This is a genomic window from Vibrio hepatarius (assembly GCF_043642085.1).
Lineage (GTDB): Bacteria > Pseudomonadota > Gammaproteobacteria > Enterobacterales > Vibrionaceae > Vibrio > Vibrio hepatarius_C.
Map to the genome: position 1 here is coordinate 347,674 of NZ_JBHZSA010000001.1, position 20,651 is coordinate 368,324.

At 44.7% G+C, this 20,651-nt stretch carries 13 protein-coding genes; 7 read left to right on the top strand and 6 right to left on the bottom strand.

Going from position 1 to position 20,651, the window contains the following annotated elements:
• Nucleotides 1-168 precede the first annotated feature (168 nt).
• From ubiG to yfaE, 4 genes are all read left to right on the top strand, one after another.
• Nucleotides 169-876 (top strand): bifunctional 2-polyprenyl-6-hydroxyphenol methylase/3-demethylubiquinol 3-O-methyltransferase UbiG, encoded by a 708-nt coding sequence (ubiG, locus tag ACHUFZ_RS01605; protein WP_134834858.1) that lies wholly within the window; start codon nt 169-171, stop codon nt 874-876.
• 469 nt (nt 877-1,345) lie between these two features.
• Entirely contained in the window at nt 1,346-3,628 is a 2,283-nt protein-coding gene (gene nrdA / locus ACHUFZ_RS01610) for a class 1a ribonucleoside-diphosphate reductase subunit alpha (RefSeq protein ID WP_394125580.1), read from the top strand.
• A gap of 84 nt (nt 3,629-3,712) precedes the next feature.
• Nucleotides 3,713-4,846 carry a class Ia ribonucleoside-diphosphate reductase subunit beta gene (gene nrdB, locus ACHUFZ_RS01615; protein WP_053437970.1) on the top strand — a complete coding sequence of 378 codons (1,134 nt, stop codon included), beginning with the start codon at nt 3,713-3,715 and terminating at the stop codon, nt 4,844-4,846.
• A complete protein-coding gene (gene yfaE / locus ACHUFZ_RS01620) occupies nt 4,846-5,124 on the top strand; it encodes a class I ribonucleotide reductase maintenance protein YfaE (protein ID WP_053437971.1) in 279 nt (92 codons plus the stop codon). The genes nrdB and yfaE overlap by 1 nt, the downstream gene beginning before the upstream one ends.
• A gap of 156 nt (nt 5,125-5,280) precedes the next feature.
• Here yfaE and ACHUFZ_RS01625 read toward each other — a convergent pair whose 3' ends face one another.
• Complete coding sequence (locus ACHUFZ_RS01625) at nt 5,281-5,538, bottom strand: 30S ribosomal protein S6 modification protein (RefSeq protein WP_134834861.1); 258 nt, start codon at nt 5,536-5,538, stop codon at nt 5,281-5,283.
• Between the two features lie 243 nt (nt 5,539-5,781).
• Nucleotides 5,782-7,023, bottom strand: coding sequence for a CinA family nicotinamide mononucleotide deamidase-related protein (locus ACHUFZ_RS01630; RefSeq protein ID WP_394125581.1), 1,242 nt, complete (start codon nt 7,021-7,023; stop codon nt 5,782-5,784).
• Nucleotides 7,024-7,199: 176 nt separating this feature from the next.
• On the opposite strand from ACHUFZ_RS01630, the gene ACHUFZ_RS01635 reads away from it, so the two are divergent.
• The 3 genes from ACHUFZ_RS01635 (at nt 7,200) to ACHUFZ_RS01645 (ending at nt 9,889) form a co-directional block, all read left to right on the top strand.
• Nucleotides 7,200-8,096 carry a DUF3943 domain-containing protein gene (locus ACHUFZ_RS01635; RefSeq protein ID WP_394125582.1) on the top strand — a complete coding sequence of 299 codons (897 nt, stop codon included), beginning with the start codon at nt 7,200-7,202 and terminating at the stop codon, nt 8,094-8,096.
• 215 nt (nt 8,097-8,311) lie between these two features.
• The gene (locus ACHUFZ_RS01640; RefSeq protein ID WP_394125583.1) at nt 8,312-8,824 is read left to right on the top strand and encodes a glycine cleavage system transcriptional repressor; all 513 of its coding nucleotides are present in this window, start codon (nt 8,312-8,314) and stop codon (nt 8,822-8,824) included.
• Between the two features lie 114 nt (nt 8,825-8,938).
• Nucleotides 8,939-9,889 carry an endonuclease/exonuclease/phosphatase family protein gene (locus tag ACHUFZ_RS01645; RefSeq protein ID WP_394125584.1) on the top strand — a complete coding sequence of 317 codons (951 nt, stop codon included), beginning with the start codon at nt 8,939-8,941 and terminating at the stop codon, nt 9,887-9,889.
• A gap of 95 nt (nt 9,890-9,984) precedes the next feature.
• Here the strand turns inward: ACHUFZ_RS01645 and nspC are convergent, their stop codons facing one another.
• The 4 genes from nspC to ACHUFZ_RS01665 all read right to left on the bottom strand — a co-directional run bounded on the left by nspC (nt 9,985) and on the right by ACHUFZ_RS01665 (nt 20,575).
• Nucleotides 9,985-11,124, bottom strand: coding sequence for a carboxynorspermidine decarboxylase (gene nspC / locus ACHUFZ_RS01650; protein ID WP_394125585.1), 1,140 nt, complete (start codon nt 11,122-11,124; stop codon nt 9,985-9,987).
• 253 nt (nt 11,125-11,377) lie between these two features.
• Nucleotides 11,378-12,637: a carboxynorspermidine synthase gene (locus ACHUFZ_RS01655; protein ID WP_394125586.1), complete on the bottom strand. Its 1,260-nt coding sequence runs from the start codon at nt 12,635-12,637 to the stop codon at nt 11,378-11,380.
• A 14-nt stretch (nt 12,638-12,651) separates the two neighbouring features.
• Nucleotides 12,652-15,570 (bottom strand): pyridoxal phosphate-dependent class III aminotransferase, encoded by a 2,919-nt coding sequence (locus ACHUFZ_RS01660; protein ID WP_394125587.1) that lies wholly within the window; start codon nt 15,568-15,570, stop codon nt 12,652-12,654.
• A gap of 508 nt (nt 15,571-16,078) precedes the next feature.
• The gene (locus ACHUFZ_RS01665) at nt 16,079-20,575 is read right to left on the bottom strand and encodes a cadherin domain-containing protein (protein ID WP_394125588.1); all 4,497 of its coding nucleotides are present in this window, start codon (nt 20,573-20,575) and stop codon (nt 16,079-16,081) included.
• Nucleotides 20,576-20,651 lie beyond the last annotated feature (76 nt).

Consider the following 20,651-nt stretch of genomic DNA (forward strand, 5'->3'; position numbering starts at 1 on the left):
TTGGTTGTGAATCAAGTGCCGAGAAATTGCACACTCTAATTTTATCTTGCTGAAAAATGGTTATATTTTACCCGCTTCTAGAGAAAAGTGATCCTCTCTATGGAGTGTTATGCTTGAACGGGTATAATGCGTTCAATTCAAGGATGCAGGTTAATAAATAGAGTTGTTATGACCCAATCACAAAATGTCGACCCTAACGAAATTAAAAAGTTTGAAGATATGGCTTCCCGCTGGTGGGATCTTGAAGGTGAATTTAAGCCTCTTCACCAAATCAACCCTCTTCGTCTCAACTACGTTTTAGACAATGCTGACGGGTTATTTGGTAAAACGGTTCTTGATGTTGGCTGTGGCGGTGGAATCTTAGCGGAAAGCATGGCTAAAGAAGGCGCTACGGTTACGGGACTAGATATGGGCAAAGAGCCACTAGAAGTCGCTCGCCTTCATGCTCTTGAAACAGGAACCAAGCTGACTTACATCCAAAGCACAATTGAAGATCACGCGGTTGACAACGCGGGTAAATATGACGTGGTGACTTGCATGGAAATGCTAGAACACGTTCCTGATCCCCTATCGGTGATCAAATCATGCGCAGCATTAGTTAAGCCAGGTGGTCACGTTTTCTTTTCAACGCTGAACCGCAACTTAAAATCCTATCTGTTCGCTATTGTTGGTGCAGAGAAACTGCTGAAGATCGTTCCTGAAGGCACTCATGATCATGATAAATTCATTCGCCCAGCAGAACTTATCAAAATGATTGACCACACTGATTTAACAGAGACGGGGATTACAGGCCTTCATTACAACCCTCTTACAGACACCTATAAGCTTGGTAGCAATGTTGACGTGAACTATATCGTCCACACTCAAAAGTTTTAACAACTTTCACATACCATATATTGTGTTTATTTCTCAGGCGATGACGTAGTGTCATCGCCTTTTTTAATCATTTTTTCATCAATTTTTGCGTGTTTGATTCCAATTTAATCGACTCCTTTTTCGCTCCGAAATTTGTTCAAAGATCAAGGGATTTTTTTTTGTTTGTGGTTACTTATAAACCACACTGGAGATGGTAATTTTGTCCATTATTGCCAGCCCTAACGCCATCAGTTAGTAGCCACTAACTGTTTTTTTTGTTTTTGTCAGTTATCCACAAGTCATCCCAGATCTGCTCCTTGAAATATACGATTGATAGCACTATCTTGTAATCCGCAAACAGATACACCCCTATATGTTGTGTTTGCTACTACAATATATAGATAGATTTTGATCACAAAGCCGGCACAAGTTTTACAAGAATTACACAAAAATGCGGCTTTTATCAGTTTTGTTAGGGAAATGAAGCAGAATGAACCAACAACTTACCGTTACTAAACGTAACGGCCGTAAAGAAAGCATTGATCTAGAGAAGATCCATCGCGTTATCACTTGGGCTGCTGAAGGCCTAGATAACGTTTCAGTCTCGCAAGTAGAACTACGCGCTCACATTCAGTTCTACGATGGCATCACGACCTCTGATATTCATGAAACAATCATCAAGTCTGCAGCAGACCTGATCTCTGAAGAGACGCCAGATTACCAATACCTAGCGGCTCGCCTAGCAGTATTCCACCTACGTAAGAAAGCGTATGGCCAGTACGAGCCACCAACGCTGCACGATCACGTTGCACGTATGGTTGATATGGGTAAGTACGATCAGCACATTCTTGAAGACTACACTAAAGCTGAGTTAGATGAGCTAGATGCATATCTTGACCACAAGCGCGATCTAAACTTCTCTTACGCAGCTGTAAAACAGCTTGAAGGTAAGTACTTCGTTCAAAACCGTGTATCTGGTGAAATTTACGAAAGTGCTCAGTTCCTATACATTCTGGTTTCTGCTTGTCTGTTCGCAAAATATCCGAAAGAGACGCGCCTTGAGTACATCAAGCGTTTCTACGATGCAACGTCGACATTCAAGATCTCTCTACCTACACCGATCATGTCTGGTGTACGTACCCCTACTCGTCAGTTCAGTTCATGTGTACTTATCGAGTGTGGTGACAGCCTTGATTCAATCAACGCAACAGCAAGCTCTATTGTACGTTACGTATCTCAACGCGCTGGTATCGGTATCAACGCTGGTCGTATTCGCGCTTTAGGCTCAGAAATCCGTGGTGGTGAAGCATTCCATACAGGTTGTATCCCATTCTACAAATACTTCCAGACAGCAGTAAAATGTTGTTCTCAAGGCGGTGTTCGTGGTGGCGCAGCAACAGTATTCTACCCACTATGGCACGGTGAATCTCAAGCGCTCATGGTTCTTAAGAACAACCGTGGTGTTGAAGAGAACCGTGTACGTCACATGGATTACGGCGTTCAGCTTAACCGCTTGATGTACCAACGTTTGGTTGAGGGTGGCAACATCACTCTGTTCTCACCTTCTGACGTACCTGGCCTATACGATGCGTTCTTCGAGAACCAAGACGAGTTCGAACGCCTATACGTGAAATACGAGAACGATCCTTCTGTTAAGAAAGAAACCGTTAAAGCGATCGAGATGTTCTCTATCTTGATGCAAGAGCGTGCTTCTACAGGTCGTATCTACATTCAAAACGTTGACCACTGTAACACTCACAGTCCATTTGACTCAGAGGTTGCGCCTGTGCGTCAATCGAACCTATGTCTAGAGATCGCACTGCCGACTAAACCTCTGACAAATGTAGAAGATGATTCAGGTGAGATTGCACTATGTACGCTTTCTGCGTTTAACCTTGGTGCGATTAAGTCACTAGACGATTTCGAAGAGCTTTCTGAACTGGTAGTACGTGCACTAGATGCGCTGCTTGATTACCAAGACTACCCTCTTCCGGCTGCATACAAGTCAACAATGAACCGCCGTACTCTAGGTGTTGGTGTGATTAACTACGCTTACTACCTAGCGAAGAACGGTGTTAAGTACTCTGATGGCAGTGCAAACGGCCTAACTCACCGTACATTTGAAGCGATTCAGTACTACTTACTTAAAGCGTCAGTTGCGCTTGCGAAAGAACAAGGCAAATGCCCATCTTTCCACGAGACAAACTACGCGAAAGGTCTACTACCAATCGATACGTATAAGAAAGATATCGATTTAGTATGTGATGAGCAGCTGCATTACGACTGGGATGGTTTACGTGAAGAGATCGTGACTCACGGTCTGCGCAACTCAACACTGACAGCGCTAATGCCTTCTGAGACATCATCGCAGATCTCTAACGCGACAAATGGTATTGAACCACCACGTGGTTACGTATCAGTTAAGGCTTCTAAAGATGGTATCTTGAAGCAGGTTGTACCAGAATTTACTGAGTACAAAGATAACTATGAATTGCTTTGGAACATCGGTTCTAATGACGGTTATCTGCACCTAGTTGGCATCATGCAGAAGTTCGTTGACCAAGCTATTTCAGCGAACACGAACTATGACCCAACTCGTTTCGAAAGCGGTAAAGTACCGATGAAGAAACTGCTGCAAGATCTTCTAACAGCGTACAAATATGGTGTTAAAACGCTTTACTACCATAACACTCGTGATGGTGCGAGCGATGACCAGAAAGACGCTGTGCAACCACAAGACGACGATTGTGCGGGCGGCGGTTGTAAGATTTAACCCATAATCCCCCAGTTGGGATTATTAGGCTTAACAAATATATTCGCCCCTCGGCTTGAGGGGCATAAAAGGAATTGAGGCATCATGGCTTACAGTACTTTTAACCGAACTAAGAACGACCAGTTAAAAGAACCTATGTTCTTAGGTCAATCGGTAAACGTTGCACGTTACGATCAACAAAAATTTGAAATTTTCGAAAAATTAATCGAGAAGCAACTGTCTTTCTTCTGGCGTCCAGAAGAAGTGGATGTATCGAGCGATCGTATCGACTACAACAAGCTACCAGACCACGAAAAACACATTTTCATCTCAAACCTGAAGTACCAAACGCTACTGGATTCTATCCAGGGTCGTAGCCCTAACGTTGCGCTATTGCCATTGGTTTCTCTACCAGAAGTAGAGACATGGATTGAGACTTGGTCTTTCTCTGAAACTATCCACTCGCGCTCATACACTCACATCATCCGTAACATCGTTAATGATCCGGGTCTTGTGTTTGATGACATCGTAGAAAATGAGCACATTTTAAAGCGTGCTAAAGATATTTCTCGCTACTACGATGACTTGATCCAACTGACTAACGACTACCACCGTTACGGTGAAGGCAAACATACAATCAACGGCGAAGAAGTGACTATCACTCTTCATGACCTGAAGAAAAAGCTGTATGTCTGTCTAATGTCAGTGAACGCACTAGAAGCGATCCGTTTCTACGTAAGTTTCGCTTGTTCGTTTGCATTTGCTGAACGTGAGCTGATGGAAGGTAACGCAAAAATCATCAAGCTAATTGCTCGTGATGAAGCGCTACACCTAACGGGTACTCAGCACATGATCAACCTGCTTCGTAACGGTCAAGATGACTTCTCATTCATGCAAATCGCAGAAGAATGTAAGCAAGAGTGTTTCGACCTATTCAAAGAAGCTGCTGAGCAAGAAAAAGAGTGGGCAGAATACCTATTTAAAGATGGCTCAATGATCGGTCTGAACAAAGACATTCTTTGCCAGTACGTTGAGTACATTACCAACATCCGCATGCAGGCTGTTGGCCTTGGCGCAGCTTACCCAGAAGCTACATCGAACCCAATTCCATGGATCAACGCTTGGTTATCTTCTGATAACGTTCAGGTTGCTCCTCAGGAAGCAGAGATTTCATCTTACCTAGTTGGTCAGATTGATAGTGATGTTCGTGCGGATGACTTTAAGGACTTCGAACTGTAATGCCAACAATCAAAATCAACGGGATGACTCCTATTCAGTCTCACCCTTCGAATACCATTTTAGAAACAATGGAAAACGCAGGTGTAGAGCCAGAATACAATTGCCGAGATGGACACTGCGGCGCTTGTCGCTGTAAGTTGATCTCAGGTGAAGTGGAATACGTTGGTTTTGCTATGGCTTACACCGAAGAGCGCGAAATTTTACCGTGCATCTGCAAAGCGAAGTCTGATATCGAGATTGAAGGTGTTCACTATGCGCTAAAAGAAAAACGCGCATAGTACATTTTTAGTCATCAAAAAAAGCCCTTTAGTTCATCACTAAAGGGCTTTTTGTATATAAAGAATAAGGTGTGCAAGCGAGCAACTCGAGTTCAGACAAGAATGGTGAAGTGCATAACTATACAAATTATAAAAGACTAAGGTTCGCGTTAACCTTTATGCATTTAATTTAGCTGGCTCACGTGACAAAAATGCATCAGCGGTCAGCATAGACACCGCTTTATCACCGATCTCTCTACCATCATCATCAAAAAGCGAAAGATGATAACCTAAGCTATCTCCAACGATTTTTTCTTTTGGTGCTTGTCGCCACAAAGAGATTACATCTTGACGTTCATCCTTAAGTGCTTCACCCAAAATAACTTTTTGACTAGCAACTTGGTACCATACAAGGATTTTTGACTGACTAAACATACTAACCCCTCCGTGAAAATAGCAATTCGAGTAATCAGTTTATCCTCTTCTCCAACAAAAATAAGTACCAAAAGTGAGACAATTTTGGCTTCTATTTAAAATCATTGAGTTAAGCCATATATGAATACGCTATAAAAAAATATTTAACTGATGAATATGAAATATCAAGTGCATTCATTTGCTTATTACAGAATGCCAACCCACGCGGAATTGACAAATATAAATAGTCAGATCATTGAATTATTATGCGCCAATTATACTTCGTGGAATAAACATCTCTTTTTCGCGAGTTAATGAGCTGTAGTTTGCAAACATAGGCTTAGTGCTCAAGTAACGTCTAAGCATATCCGCCGCAATCGTGGTGATCACAAGAGTGCGCTCTTTGCGCGAGTAGTCACGATTAAATGTGAGCGTCTGTCCCCACTCCCCTTCAGGTGTCGCCAAGGCAACTGAAAATGTCTTATTGACCACCTTCCCTGTCACTATGGCAATATCAGTGGCGCACTTCTCTTTAGTCGCCCCAACTAACGCGAGTACCGAGGCTAACGCATCTTCACTGCCTTCCGCTAAAGCGACTTTTTCACCCAGTACCCAGCCGTGACCGCAATACTCTGCTGCACCTTCATTAGACTGAACCCACTGAGATAGCGCGCCATAGGTTGATTGTTCCGCGGTCGAGATTGATTGCTGCTTCTCTAAAATCAAATGGGCAACGTGATCTCGCATAGACTCATCAATGCTCACAACATTGGCTTCCACTAAGCTGAAAATCATTTGAAGCAGCTTTACACGTCTCTCTAGATCTTCTTTTGGCCCAAACAGCTTAACCTCAATATAAGGAAGGTATGAGCGATAACCTAAGCTATACCCTTCAGGAAGCTGCATTTTATCGAGCTTATCTGACAGCGCCGACTCCGAAGTACCAAAGGTGTAGAGCTTGCTACACTCATGACCAATGATGTCTGGGTAACAACGCTTAATATCTGGCAGAATTTGCTGTTCTACCATTAACTTAAATTCACTCGGCACACCTGGCGTAAAATAGAAATCACAGTCATTAAAGGTGACCTTGAAGCCACAAGCCGTACCTATTGGGTTATCAAGTAATTGCGACCCTTTCGGCAGCATCGCTTGCTTGATATTACTTTCTGGCATTGTAACTCCCCTAGCAGCAAAAAATTGCTCCAAGCGAGCCTGCCATTCTGGGAAAAGAGTCAGTTCCGTTTCTGCAGCGACAGCCGCCGCCTCAGAACTCAGGTCGTCAGCCGTTGGCCCTAAGCCACCATTGACCACAACGACGTCACAATTAAAGCTCAGCATCATCAGTTCTTCGACTAGCGAAGGCATTTCATCGCCTACCGTCGAACGCTTGGTCACGCTGTAACCATGCTCAAAGAAACGTTGAGACAGCCAAGCGGCATTGGTATCAACAATATCTCCGTGGAGGACCTCTTCCCCAGTGCTTAGCATTGCAATTTTCAACATCGTTTATCCTTAGTGGGAAATGTCACACATTTGATGAGTTTACCGTTAATTCCTATGGCAATCCGGTAAAAAACGTCTAAGTTTCTAATTTAGAACAAATACTGGTTCCCATTACTCTGACTTTAATAGATAATTGTGAACCCGATCATTAAAAAATAATAACTGTGGAGTTTTCCGTGTTTAAAAAAAGCATCGCCGCTTTATTGATGTCAGCATCTGCATGTGCCAACGCCAATATCTTTGACTCAAATCAGCATATTGAATTTTCGTACACTGTAGACCAAGCTGAGTTCGACACGCTCTCTTACAACTCTTATCAGTACACCTCTCAAGACCCGTATTCATTAAGCCTTACTGAAGACAACTTAAAGCTAGAAGACCCAGGTTTACCAAAATACCTTACAGCTTCAAGTGAAAAAGATTGGGATTACTTAATGGGCCAGACTTACACCATTCTTGGTTTGAGTGTAGCGACCGTAGGTTTAATGACTCTACTACCAGAATCAATCACTAAGTGGGATGAGGAAGATCGTAACTTAAGCGGCTTAGGCTCAAAATGGAAGGACAACGTCACTTCAGGCCCAGTTTGGGACCGTGATGAGCACTTCTTAAACTACGTTATGCACCCATACTTTGGTGGTGTTTACTATACCGCTGCGCGCCATGCTGGTTTTAATGAGTTTGAGTCTTTCCTTTACTCTGCCACTATGTCGACTTTCTTCTGGGAATACGGTGTAGAAGCTTTCGCTGAAGTACCATCTTGGCAAGATATCTTCATTACTCCGTTCTTCGGTGCGGTTGTCGGTGAAATGATGTTTGAAGCTGAGCAAGACATCGTCGCTTCCGGTGGCGAAGTCATGGGCTCTGAAACCATGGGTGGCGTAACTCTGTTCTTCCTGAACCCAGTAGGCCACATTCATGGCTGGGTAAGTGATGCTTGGGGCGGCAGTGCAGAATTCCAATACAGCAGTACTCCATGGTTCGGTAACCAAGACGCCGCGCAATTCGCGATGGACGCAGGCGCAAGCTATGACAACGTATTCTACGGCGTCGAAATGAAGATCAGCTTCTAACACGCTCACGTTATTTGAAAAAGCGACGTTCATACGTCGTTTTTTTTGTGCTCTCCTTAAAATAACCGTAATACCAACAATAGATTAGGGCCAAAAGTTGACCTGGCTCAAACCTAAATCCCCAGAGCTTCCTAAACTGATTTTAGGCACCGATTCGTCTTTCATCGCTGTAGAGATTGAATAGTCATGCCTTACTCAGCGCTAGGAGGCCCAATATGAACAGCACATTCATTGTAAATTTTGTCGGTAAAGCAACCCCAGCAACCATCAAGCAACTTGCTGCCATTACACATGAAAACGATGGCAAATGGCTTATTAGTAAAGTCAACTTCATCGAAGATCAGGTTGCAGCAGTTATTAAAGTCGAGTTGCCTGCTGATAACGTTCAATTAGTAAAAGATGCATTTTCTTCCCATCCAGATTTGCTGGTGCAGATTACAGACTCTGATCTGCATAGCCACAGTGCAGATACCATTTACCAGTTACGACTCGACTCCAACGACCGAGCGGGTATCGTAAATGAAATTACTCACGTACTGGATGGACAAGGCATTGGCATCTTAGATATGGACTGCCAACGCGTCTTCATTGCGGGTGGTGGTGGCGTTAGCTCTAGCTTGTTTACGGCCAACATCGCAATGCGCCTCCCGACGGAAGTATTAATCGACGATGTCGCCAAAGAGTTAGAAGCTCTGAGTGAAGATACACGCGTGATGGTTGAAGCTTAGCCAATATACAGCCATCAGTATCTCTATTGATGGCTGTTTACTCTTATCTGTTCAATTACTCCTTAACAGTTGCTACTCTCATACTAGTCAGTCAACCTTTGCAAGGCATCCGCATTGAACGCAACGAAAACACTTACTTTTGCTAGCGCCAACTTGTTCAATTTCCTTAAACCACCCGACGCTTTTTATGAGTTCTCTAATATCTATGATCTGCAAGATTGGCAAGCTAAGTGCCAGTGGACAAAGTCTCAAATCACGAAGCTAAATGCCGATATCATTGGCCTTCAAGAAGTCTTTAGTATCGAGGCCACACAACAGCTTCTCGCGGAATCTGGTTTCCCCTATTTCGTTACTGTCGATACGCCAAAATCAGAAAATGATTATATTTATTCTCGCCCCGTCGTCGCTCTTGCGTCGAAGTATCCGATCAATCACGCAGAGGCCGTCAAACCTTTAAACGAGTGGGCTAAAGCCTATCAAGTCAAGTTACCTGAATTTAGTCGCAAACCTATCTACGCCGTTATCAAAGTGCCAACTATTGGCGAAGTGTCTGTGTATGTGTGTCACTTGAAATCTCAACGTGCCACTGAACCTGCAATGCAAGGCGAGACAAGTCAGCTCCTTGGCCAGTGGCTATCAAGTCAACTAAGAGGCTGGGAAGCGGTGATGCTTAAACTGTATATGGACAAGCAGTATCAGAAGTCACCAATGCCGACAGCTTTGCTAGGGGACATGAACCAACCCCTTACTAGCGATATCACAGGGTTACTTACTCAACAAGCAGACAATGAAGGCGAAGCTTTGGTTTTAACCGATAGCTGGCATGCTTACAAAGATGCGGACTCTTCCCCTGCCCGCGCAGCTACTCATTACCACTTTTCACAAGGAAACGTGCTCGATTACGTTATCCTCTCTCAAGAGTTTCAGCCTGACTCCCAACGCTCTATTGCAGAAGTAATCAGCTATCTTGTTCAAGATCAGCACCTGATTAATCCAATTTATGATCGCGATAAACAGGCGAGTGACCACGCTTTTGTCGCGGTAGAGACTCAGTTCTTAGTTTGACAACAAGTACTAAGGAAGACATCGCGAATTTGCTATGGCAACACCAAAAATAAAAAACCTCGCACTTGGCGAGGTTCTTATTCTTTATTAGCAACTTACTCAACTGACCACTGTGACAGTGAACGTTTAAAGTCTGAATAGTCGAATTCGTTTAGCTTCTGTATATCACCATTTGAGCGCTCACAGTAGACCGATGGCATGCGTAATCCGTTAAACCAATTGAGCTTAACCATGGTGTAACCTGCACTATCGAGAATATGTAAGCGCTGACCAATTTTTAGAGGCGCTTCAAACTTTGCTTCGCAGAACTGGTCACCAGCAAGACAAGAACACGAACCAATCACGTAGTCGTGCTCACCATTTTCTGATGCTTCTAAGATTGATGCTGGCTCGTTGTAAATCAGCGTATCTAGACGATGCGCTTCTGTCGCTGAGTCAACAATCGCTGTTTTCTTCACGTTCTCAACAATATCAACAACCGTCACCACAAGGTCAGTTGTCTTAGTGATGATCGCTTCACCCGGCTCTAAGTACATTTGAACACCGTGTTTCTCAGAGAATGCTTTAAGCGCAAGACCGAGTTTGTCGATGTCATAGCCCGGCCATGTAAAGAACACACCACCGCCCATACTCACCCAATCTAGCTTATCGAGATACTCACCAAACTGCTCAGAGATTGAATCTAACAAGCCGATAAATGCATCCACATCTTTGTTTTCACAGTTCATGTGGAACATTACGCCATCAATATCTTCAAATACTTCTGGTTTGATATGGTCAGCTTGTACGCCTAAGCGAGAGAACTGACGCGCCGGGTTTGCCAAGTCTTGACCTGAATAGCTTACGCCTGGATTTAATCGCAGGCCGATTGAAGCTTTGCCCTCTACAATATGGCGGTACGCCGCAAGCTGTGACTGCGAGTTGAAGATCATCTTGTCACAGATTTCCGCCACTTCACGAACATCGTCTTCACTGTAACCAACACTATACGCATGAGTTTCACCACCAAAGGTTTCGTAGCCTAGCTTTACTTCAAAAGGGCCAGAACTTGTCGTGCCATCTAAGTAAGGCTTAATGATGTCAAACACACCCCAAGTCGAGAAACATTTCAGCGCCAGCACTAGCTTAACGCCAGAGATCTCTTTGAGCTGTTTTGCTTTCTCTAGATTCTCAATCAACTTATCTTCGTTGATCATAAAGTATGGGGTTTTAAGTTCTTCTTTCTTAAATGTCATTTTACACACTCAACAGAGCAGTTAGTGGTGCCATTCAATATTTTTCATTTTGTAACTCACTGCGTTCAAACAAGACAAAATCAAAATATCAAACACCACCACTCGAGTAACAGTCTTAATCAAAAAGGGATCAATCACTGACCTCTTTGATTCTTGTATTAACTCAAGAATTTCTCTTCAGTTCTAGGAGTCTGCGCGGAGTTTATAAGCATAAATGAGCACACACGACAACGAAATGAAGAGAAATAACAAGTTAAGCTTCTTTGTTCAGTTCGTGGATCAATGGTAATCCTTGACCTGCTTCTAGCTCCTGAACATGCCAATCTAGACCAATGCTAGGCATAGTTTCTAAGAACGGGTCCGGGTTTAGCTGCTCCATGTTGAACACACCTTTGTCTGCCCATTCGCCACGGAAGAACTGAAGCGCAGCAGTGATCGCTGGTACACCAGTTGTGTAAGAGATCGCTTGGTGCTCAACATCTTCGTAAGCGACTTCATGGTCAGCGTTATTGTAGATGAAGACGCTACGCTCTTTACCATCTTTCTTACCTTGAACCCAAGTACCGATACACGTTAGACCCGTGTAGCCTGGTGCTAGAGATGTTGGGTCAGGTAGCAGCGCTTTTAGTACGTGTAGAGGCTGAACAACCGTACCGTCATGCAGTGTTAGCGGATCTGGGCTAAGCAGACCGATGTCACGCATACAGTTGAAGTAGTTTAGGTACTTATCGCCAAAGCCCATCCAGAACTCGATACGTTTTGCAGGGATAAACTCTTTCATTGAGCGAACTTCGTCGTGCGCCATCGAGTAAACCTTGTGAGAGCCGCAGTTCGGGAACTCAAACTCAAGCATACGAGAGTGACATGGAACCTGTTTCCACTCTTCGTTTTCCCAGTAGAAAGAGTCACCTTGGATCTCAAGCATATTTGTTTCTGGATCGAAGTTAGTTGCAAACTTCTTACCGTGGTCACCCGCGTTAACGTCCATTACGTCAATGGTATCAATCTCATCGAACAGATGCTTAACTGCGTACGCAGCGAATACTGACACAACGCCCGGATCGAAACCTGCACCAAGAATACCTGTGATACCCGCTTCTGCGAACTTCTCACGGTAACCCCACTGCCAGTCATACGCTTGCGGTACTTGCTGACCTTCAGAACATAAGTCAACCGCTACTGATGTGTCTAGATAAGAGACTTTAGCTTGGTAACACGCTTCCATGATAGTCATGTTTACCCATGGAGGACCCGCGTTAATCACTAGATCTGGCTGAACTTCTTTAATAAGAGCAACAAGTGCCTCTACGTCGTCAGCATTGACTGCGCGAGCTTCTAGTTTCTTAGATGCATCTTTCAGATTATTTTTCTTCTGAATAGATTCGATGATCTTTTCACATTTACTCACTGTACGTGATGCAATTGTAATATCACCTAGTACGTCGTTGTTTTGTGCTGCTTTATGTGCAACTACCCAACCTACGCCACCTGCACCAATCTGTAGAATTGCCATCGTTTTCGTTACCTTTATTTTGCTAGCTCAGCCGCTAGTGTATGGATTTTAGTTAGCAAAGATTCGAAGTCCGAAATCTTTAAACACGGGTTCAAAATAGTAAATTTCAGTGCAGACTTACCGTCTACTACTGTTTCTCCAAGCACAGCAACGCCACGCGTGAGCGCCTCTAATCTTAGAGTTTTGTTCAGTTCGTCTAAGTCCGTGACGCTGTTTCCTAATTGCTCATTAGAATTTGTTGCGCGGAACAACACTGTAGAAAGTGACGGTTGCGCGAGAAGTTCAAAACCTTCATGGTCTTGCACTAGAGATGCGACCAGCTGAGTTTGCTCAAGCAAGTGATCGTACATTTCGCCTAACGTTGTTGGCCCAACACTTTGCATCGTCATAAAGACTTTCAGAGCGTCGAAGCGCCTAGTCGTTGCGATTGATTTATCGACTAAGTTAGGCAATTCATCATGTTCGCGATTTAGGTAGTCGGCATGATGCAGCAGATACTTAAAGTTGCTTTTATCTTTGAGCAGTACAGCGCCACAGCTGATTGTTTGATAGAACAGTTTATGGAAATCAACGCTGACGGAGTCCGCACGCTCAATGCCCTTTAAGCGGTCTTTATGGCTGCTGAGAATGAGTGCGCCACCGTAAGCACTGTCTACGTGGAACCAAAGTTCATTGTCTGACGCTAGATCAGCAATCGCATCTAAATCGTCAATCGCACCGTGGTCCGTCGTACCAGCAGTACCAACCACCGCAAATGGGATCAAACCTTCAGACTTAAGTCTGTCGATTTCAGCTTTAAGTGCGTCAGCTTTGATTGTACCGTTAGAGTTAGCATCAACACAGCATACGGCACTTTCGCCCAATCCTAACAAAGATGCTGACTTTTGCACAGTGAAGTGGGACTTTTTAGAGCATAGAATACGGAGTTTCTTAGCGTATTCAGGTAAGCCAAGTTTTTGAATCGAATGGTTGTCGACTTTGTCCGCGATCCAATCACGTGCCAACAGTAAGCCCATCAGGTTACTTTGAGTGCCACCACTGGTGAAAATGCCATCGGCATCAGTACCAAGATCATACTTGTCGCACATCCAATCGACCACTTTCTGCTCAACATACGTTGCAGCAGACGCTTGATCCCACGAATCCATCGATTGGTTTAACGCCGCGATCATTGCTTCAGCCACGACCGAAGGCATCAAAGGAGGTGTGTGTAAATGCGCAATACAATCAGGGTGCTGAACAATGATGGAATTCTTCGCAACAAGCTCTGCGGTATAAGCAATCACATCGACTAGTGAAGCATTTTTGTTGTCTAGATCAACCGCATTGATCGCTTGTTCGAGTAGCTTAGGCTCTAAGCCAGAATATGGTGCATCAACTTGCTCAAATACTGACTTCATTGCCGCAGTAGCGTGATTCATCACTTTCGCGAACTCATCACTGCCCGCTTCTCCAGCGTGGATGAAGTGCTGCTTCCAAGATTCGTTCGACTCTTCTTGTGTTACTCGCTGTCCACCAGCGGCAAGAATCGCGTCTTCAAGCACGCGCAGAGCAAAGTCAATTTGCTCAAATGAAATGATCAATGGAGGTAGGAAACGAATAACTGAGCCGTCACGACCACCTTTCTCTACCATCAAGCCACGTTCTAATGCAGCGCGCTGAATTTTAAGAGTTAGCTCGCCATCTGCGAGAGGCTCTCCGAACTTATTCAGTTCAGTGCCCGGCTTGCGGATCTCAACGCCTAGCATCAAGCCTCTGCCACGTACATCTGCAATGCAGTTAACGCGCTTTTGAATTGCTTCTAGGCCATGGCGTAAATACTGTCCCGCAACATTCGCGTGACCAACCAAGTCGTCACGCTCAATGATCTCTAATGCTTTCGCACCCGAAATCATTGCTAATTGGTTTCCGCGGAAGGTCCCTGTGTGCTCACCCGGCTTCCACGTATCGTGTTCTTTGTTGATAACCAACAGAGACATCGGCAAGCCACCACCAATCGCTTTCGACAGACACAAGATATCAGGAACAATACCCGCCTCTTCAAACGCAAAGTTGTAGCCTGATTTACCGACGCCACACTGGATTTCATCGAAGATCAGAAGGATACCGTGCTCATCACAGATACGACGTAATTCACGTAGCCAGAAAGCAGGAGCTGGTACAACACCACCCTCACCTTGTACAGGTTCAACAATCATCGCAGCTGGTTTCATGATGCCAGCTTCGTCATCATTGAGTAGGCGCTCGATATAGCGGATACCCGCTTTAGCACCTTCATCGCCACCCAAGCCAAAAGGACAACGTAAGTCGTAAGGGAATGGCATAAAGTGAACATCAGACATCAGTCCGGTACGGCGCGCTTTGGTGCCTAAGTTACCCATCATACCCATGGTACCGTTGGTCATGCCATGATAAGCACCACGGAAGGCAAACATGGTATTGCGACCCGTGGTTTGTTTTGCCAGCTTAATCGCCGCTTCAACAGCATCGGCACCAGAAGGACCACAAAATTGAATAACGCTATTTTCAGCAAGCTCTTGCGGTAAAAAGTTCTTCACAGACTTGATAAAAGTTGTTTTTGCTTCTGTCGGTATATCAAGTGTTTGATACGGAAGACCTGAGTCGAGTTGTGTTTTTAATGCTTGATTGATCTCTGGATGGTTATAACCCAAAGCGAGCGTTCCCGCCCCAGCAAGACAATCTAAGAAAAGCTGACCGCGGGTATCTTCTACCAATGCACCATAAGCTTGTTTAATCGCTATCGGCAGTCGACGTGGGTATGAACGAACTTCAGATTCGTGCATTTCTTGATCGAGTAGAATTTGATCCGGTGTTAGGTCATATAGGCCTTCAACCACTGGAATCTGAGTTAAAAATGGAGTTGCGATGTCCGCATTGATTACTGCGTTATCGACTTCAAAGGCTGTGCTCATGATTTAATCCCTTGAAATGTAATATGTCCCTCTTTCGCCAAATTGCGAACAAGAAGGTGCAACAAGCCATTCCGCGTTATTTCTAAATAGCGCGTACAGCAAATCGATCCATCAAACTGATGGACTACATGTCAGGAGTTAGATCAAGGTTCAGTAATGCAACTGTCTTGTAAAACAGGGCATTGAGGAAGAACTAAGCTGATTAAAGTGTGTTTGTTAAGTGAGTTCAATGTTGGGTTTCCCATTCACATGCCACCTAGTGACACTAGTATCCCGTCTATCAACAACAGAGGTTGCTGATACCTACCCTACGTAAATATACTCAGCCCGAATAATCTTTACGCGTCTCCCCCAGAATATCGATTTCCGACTCATCTCCGAGATTGCGGCGAAAATTATCACAACTTGAAATCATCTGGCAATATTTTTTCATCAATGCAGTTCAAAAACTGACTTAAATATCAAAAAGGCCAACCGTTTGGCTGGCCTAATATTCTACTTGTTGATGTTATGCAGCATCTGTTTTGAGCACCTGAGTTAACATCTCTAATTCACTGGTAATTGTGTTATCAGTAATCAAACCTGCTTCTTCAAAAGCGTCTGTCACACCTTCTAGGATAATGGTCTGTTCACGGCCATCATCCGTTACCGTCATCACAACATTATCCCCATCAACTTCCGCTGATATCGAGTCAACCAAATCACCAAGCAGTACGTTATCATCCTCTTCTAGAATGCCTCTAAGGTCGAGAAGATCAGAGCCTAACTCAAAGTTATCAACCACATCAGTACCGTTATCCAATGTCGAGTCTAACCATGTAAAGATATTGGCGTTTTCATCACCCAACATCATTTGATTACCCAAATCAGCATCAAGTGAATCACCGAGTTCTGCTGATAACACTTCATATTCAGGTGACTCATCAACATCGATCGTCACGGTTGACTCATTACTAATCGCCAGTTCTGAATCTACCGCTACATAATCAAATGTGACGTCTTCAGTAATATCTTCTGTACCTGAAAGGTAACGCAGTTCCCAGCTACCACCGGTACTACTAAGCTCCATCGAGACTATTGGGTTATCCGGAGAGGAATAACTAAATTCGTACAGGATCTGGTCATTGCCAGTATCACCTACGTCTTTTTGGTATTGCTCTACATGGGTTGTCCCATCCGCGAAGGTATACGTGACCTCAACATAAACATTACTGTTGGTATTAAAGGCTCCGCCCATACCATCTAGGCCAAAGGTCACGACACCCAGTGGATTGTTACTAAGGTCAATGTTAAGGGTCTCTTTCTTATTCATACCGTTACCATCGGTATCACCAATACCCCAACCTACATGGGCAGGGCCGCCTGTGTATTGTTTAAGTGGCTTGTCATTGTTATCAGTAATGCTGACCCCAATGGTATTTCCGTTTTCTAACGTAATGACTCTTTCAGTATCACTGACATACTCACCCCAGTTGTAAAAACCATCCTCACCAAGAACAATATCCTCAGGATCACCGTTATAGCCCATTTCAAATGGGTCACCGACGCCCGGCACATAGGTAAAGTTGTCAGGATCAAAAAGTTTATTTGGATCGATTTCTTCACCTAGCACATGTAAGTCAGCTTCAGTAACAACACGGGTATCACCAAAGTCATCGGTATAGAGCAAGGTGCCATACTGAGGTAAAGAGGTGATCATGATATTGAGCTCAATACCATTAAAGTCATCATCTTCGTCTGAAATATGGTCTAAAGATTCATCATCGGAGTCGAAGATTATTGGGACAATAATTGCGTCACCGGCATCAACGTTAAAGTCTTCAGTAACGGGTAACTCATTCACGTCTAACTCTGACAGATCAACGTCTACGAAGGTCGTTAACTCGCCATCCGTAGCCGCCACCGTGATGGTATGCTCATTAGGAAGAGATTCGAAATTGTTGGTAAACGCAGCTACACCCGCCTCAGTGAGCGAGATAGCACCGCTTTCACTGTTTATCGCAAACAGATCCAGTTCGTTGAATTGGATGTTTTCACTGATGCTATAACTAACAACATCACCAGCATCCTCATCTGTAGCTGTCACAACCCCAATGACATAGTCATCGGTCGAGTTTTCGTTGTAACTGAATTCATAACCACCTTCTGGCTCATTAAACATTGGCGCTTCATTAACGTCGATTTCTTGTAGATTCACATTAATGGCTGCGGTTAAGCCACCGGTGTCTGTGGCCGTCACGACTATGTTGTGTAAATTCGGATCGGTTTCGAAATCGTTAGTAAAGACCTCGACACCTTTATCCGTGAGGTAAATTTCACCAGACGTGTCATCAATACGATAAAGTGGTAAACCGTCCACTTCTACATTGGTCGTAATGCTGTAAGTAAGCGAATCGCCCTCATCCACATCGGATGCTGACACTGTACCGAGTAAAGTTCCAGTATCGCTGTTTTCCTGATACTCGAAGACATAGCCGCCGTCTGGCTCATTTGACGTTGGTGCTTCGTTGACGTCGGTTTCTTGCAACGTCACATTGATTGTTGCGGTTAAGCCACCACTGTCTGTCGCGGTCACCACGATGTTGTGCAAGTTCGGGTCGGTTTCGTAGTCATTGGTGAAGACTTCGACGCCTTTATCTGTCAGGTAAATTTCACCTGAGGAGTCATCTATCCGGTAGAGTGGCAAGCCATCCACTTCCACATTGGTGGTGATGCTGTAAGTGAGCGTGTCTCCCTCATCCACATCGGATGCTGACACTGTACCGAGTAAAGTTCCAGTATCGCTGTTTTCCTCATATTCGAACACGTAGCCGCCGTCTGGCTCATTTGACGTTGGTGCTTCGTTGACGTCGGTTTCTTGTAGATTCACATTGATGGTTGCGGTTAAACCACCACTGTCTGTCGCGGTCACCACGATGTTGTGCAAATTCGGATCGGTTTCGAAGTCGTTAGTAAAGACTTCGACGCCTTTATCTGTCAGGTAAATTTCACCTGAGGAGTCATCTATCCGGTAGAGGGGTAAACCGTCCACTTCCACATTGGTCGTGATGCTGTAAGTGAGCGTGTCTCCATCATCCACATCCGTCGCTGACACGGTTCCGAGCAAGGTTTCAGTATCGCTGTTTTCCTGATACTCGAAGACATAGCCGCCATCAGGCTCATTGGACGTTGGTGCTTCATTGACGTCGGTTTCTTGCAACGTCACATTGATGGGTGTGGTTAAGCCACCGCTATCCGTCGCGGTCACCACTATGTTATGCAAATTCGGATCGGTTTCGTAGTCATTGGTGAAGACTTCAACACCTTTGTCTGTGAGATAGATTTCTCCAGAGGTGTCATCTATCCGGTAGAGGGGTAAACCGTCCACTTCCACATTGGTCGTGATGCTGTAAGTGAGCGTGTCTCCCTCATCCACATCGGATGCTGACACTGTACCGAGTAAAGTTCCAGTATCGCTGTTTTCCTGATACTCGAAGACATAGCCGCCATCAGGCTCATTGGACGTTGGTGCTTCATTGACGTCACCTTCATTGAGCACCACATCAATTTCAGTGGTCAGGCCAGTTTCATCTATCGCAATTACCGTAATGCCATGAGTATTATCATCGCCCCACTCAAAGTCATTGGTGAAGGTCGCGGCTCCCGCTTCGGTCAAACGAAGCGTTCCGTCAGAGTCGATAGAGAACAAACCATCTAATGTTGGATCACTGGTAAAATCTAAGCTGTAGCTAACGATGGTATCTTCTGGGTCTGATGCACTAACGGAGCCTACCACCGCACCTGCTTCACTATTTTCTGGATAGGCAAAGACATAATCATCACCACCGCCCACTGGTGGTTCAAAGACTGGCGGCTCATTGACATTGACCTCAGTCAACACAACATCAACATCAACTGACTGCGGTTCACCTATGCCATCACCCTCTGTAACGGTGACAACGAGATTGTGTACATTACTCAATGTTTCAAAATCATTGGCAAATGATTCTGAACCAGCAGCAGTCAACGAGATCTCACCAGTATCAGGGTCAATTGCGAAGAGGGCTTCCCCACCCTCATTTTCGACATTGGTTGAGATAGAAAAAATAAGTACTTGGTTATCTGGGTCCGTTGCTTCGACTTGTCCGACTATTGTGCCTGCTTCACTATTTTCTTCAAAATCAAAACTATACACTCCATCTTCAAAGGCAAAACTAGATAGTTCTCCCTCACCACCGTCCGGCGCAAAATCATCTGTCGCCACAAACTGAGGCAAATCATTGGTACCATTGATCGTGACCGTTACGCTGCCTAGCGTCCCATCACTCGATTCAATGGAGAATACATCAACAAGTGAATCACCAACATTAAGTTCATCAAATGCGCTGTTTGCAACGTATGTCCAATTACCTTCCGCATCTATAGAGAAAATACCATTCTCACCGGCGACATTATCCTGAACAACAAAGGTAGGGAATTCGGTTTCGGTCGCTTCAACTGTACCAGTAACCGCCCATGGCACATCCGTTTCGAACACCGTTACAGCATCGTCACCAACAAAGATTGTCTGAGCAACCACTTCAAGGAGCGCTAAACTTTGTGTTTCTGAAAGCCCCTGAGACTCAAGGCCACTCGTATCAAATTCAGTTTCAGCTATAGTTTCAGCGCCAGTCCGCTCAATATCACCTGAACCAGTTAAACTTGAACCATCCTGTCCACCAGCAGCGGTTGCAAAGTCTTCATTTTGAGTCGGGTCGACCCCTTCTTCAATTTGCTCGATGATTGAAGCAATTTCGTTGTCTAGATCGAGAGAAAAGTTATCCCCTCCATCTCCAACTAACTGTGCTTCGAGCCCAAAGTCACTAGGAGCATCTTCAGTAGCTGCTGTAGCACCTTGCCCAACAATCACGATGACTTCACCCGGCCCAGGCACTTCACCAGGAAGCAGTTGCCTGATCTCCCCATTAATGTCGATGACGACGGTGGTATTATTTAGCATTAACGGCGCTAGACTCTTAGCATTCATAAGCGGCTCTCCCCTTTAGCGGTGCACAGATCCCCTTCCCCAATAAATAGGAACCAATACAACGCACGCACTGCAT

Excerpts from the sequence above, each read along its gene's own strand:
- ubiG (WP_134834858.1), top strand. The coding sequence starts at position 169 with ATGACCCAATCACAAAATGTCGACCCTAACGAAATTAAAAAGTTTGAA.
- nrdA (WP_394125580.1), top strand. The coding sequence starts at position 1,346 with ATGAACCAACAACTTACCGTTACTAAACGTAACGGCCGTAAAGAAAGC.
- nrdB (WP_053437970.1), top strand. The coding sequence starts at position 3,713 with ATGGCTTACAGTACTTTTAACCGAACTAAGAACGACCAGTTAAAAGAA.
- yfaE (WP_053437971.1), top strand. The coding sequence starts at position 4,846 with ATGCCAACAATCAAAATCAACGGGATGACTCCTATTCAGTCTCACCCT.
- ACHUFZ_RS01625 (WP_134834861.1), bottom strand. The coding sequence starts at position 5,538 with ATGTTTAGTCAGTCAAAAATCCTTGTATGGTACCAAGTTGCTAGTCAA.
- ACHUFZ_RS01630 (WP_394125581.1), bottom strand. The coding sequence starts at position 7,023 with ATGTTGAAAATTGCAATGCTAAGCACTGGGGAAGAGGTCCTCCACGGA.
- ACHUFZ_RS01640 (WP_394125583.1), top strand. The coding sequence starts at position 8,312 with ATGAACAGCACATTCATTGTAAATTTTGTCGGTAAAGCAACCCCAGCA.
- nspC (WP_394125585.1), bottom strand. The coding sequence starts at position 11,124 with ATGACATTTAAGAAAGAAGAACTTAAAACCCCATACTTTATGATCAAC.
- ACHUFZ_RS01655 (WP_394125586.1), bottom strand. The coding sequence starts at position 12,637 with ATGGCAATTCTACAGATTGGTGCAGGTGGCGTAGGTTGGGTAGTTGCA.
- ACHUFZ_RS01660 (WP_394125587.1), bottom strand. The coding sequence starts at position 15,570 with ATGAGCACAGCCTTTGAAGTCGATAACGCAGTAATCAATGCGGACATC.
- ACHUFZ_RS01665 (WP_394125588.1), bottom strand. The coding sequence starts at position 20,575 with ATGAATGCTAAGAGTCTAGCGCCGTTAATGCTAAATAATACCACCGTC.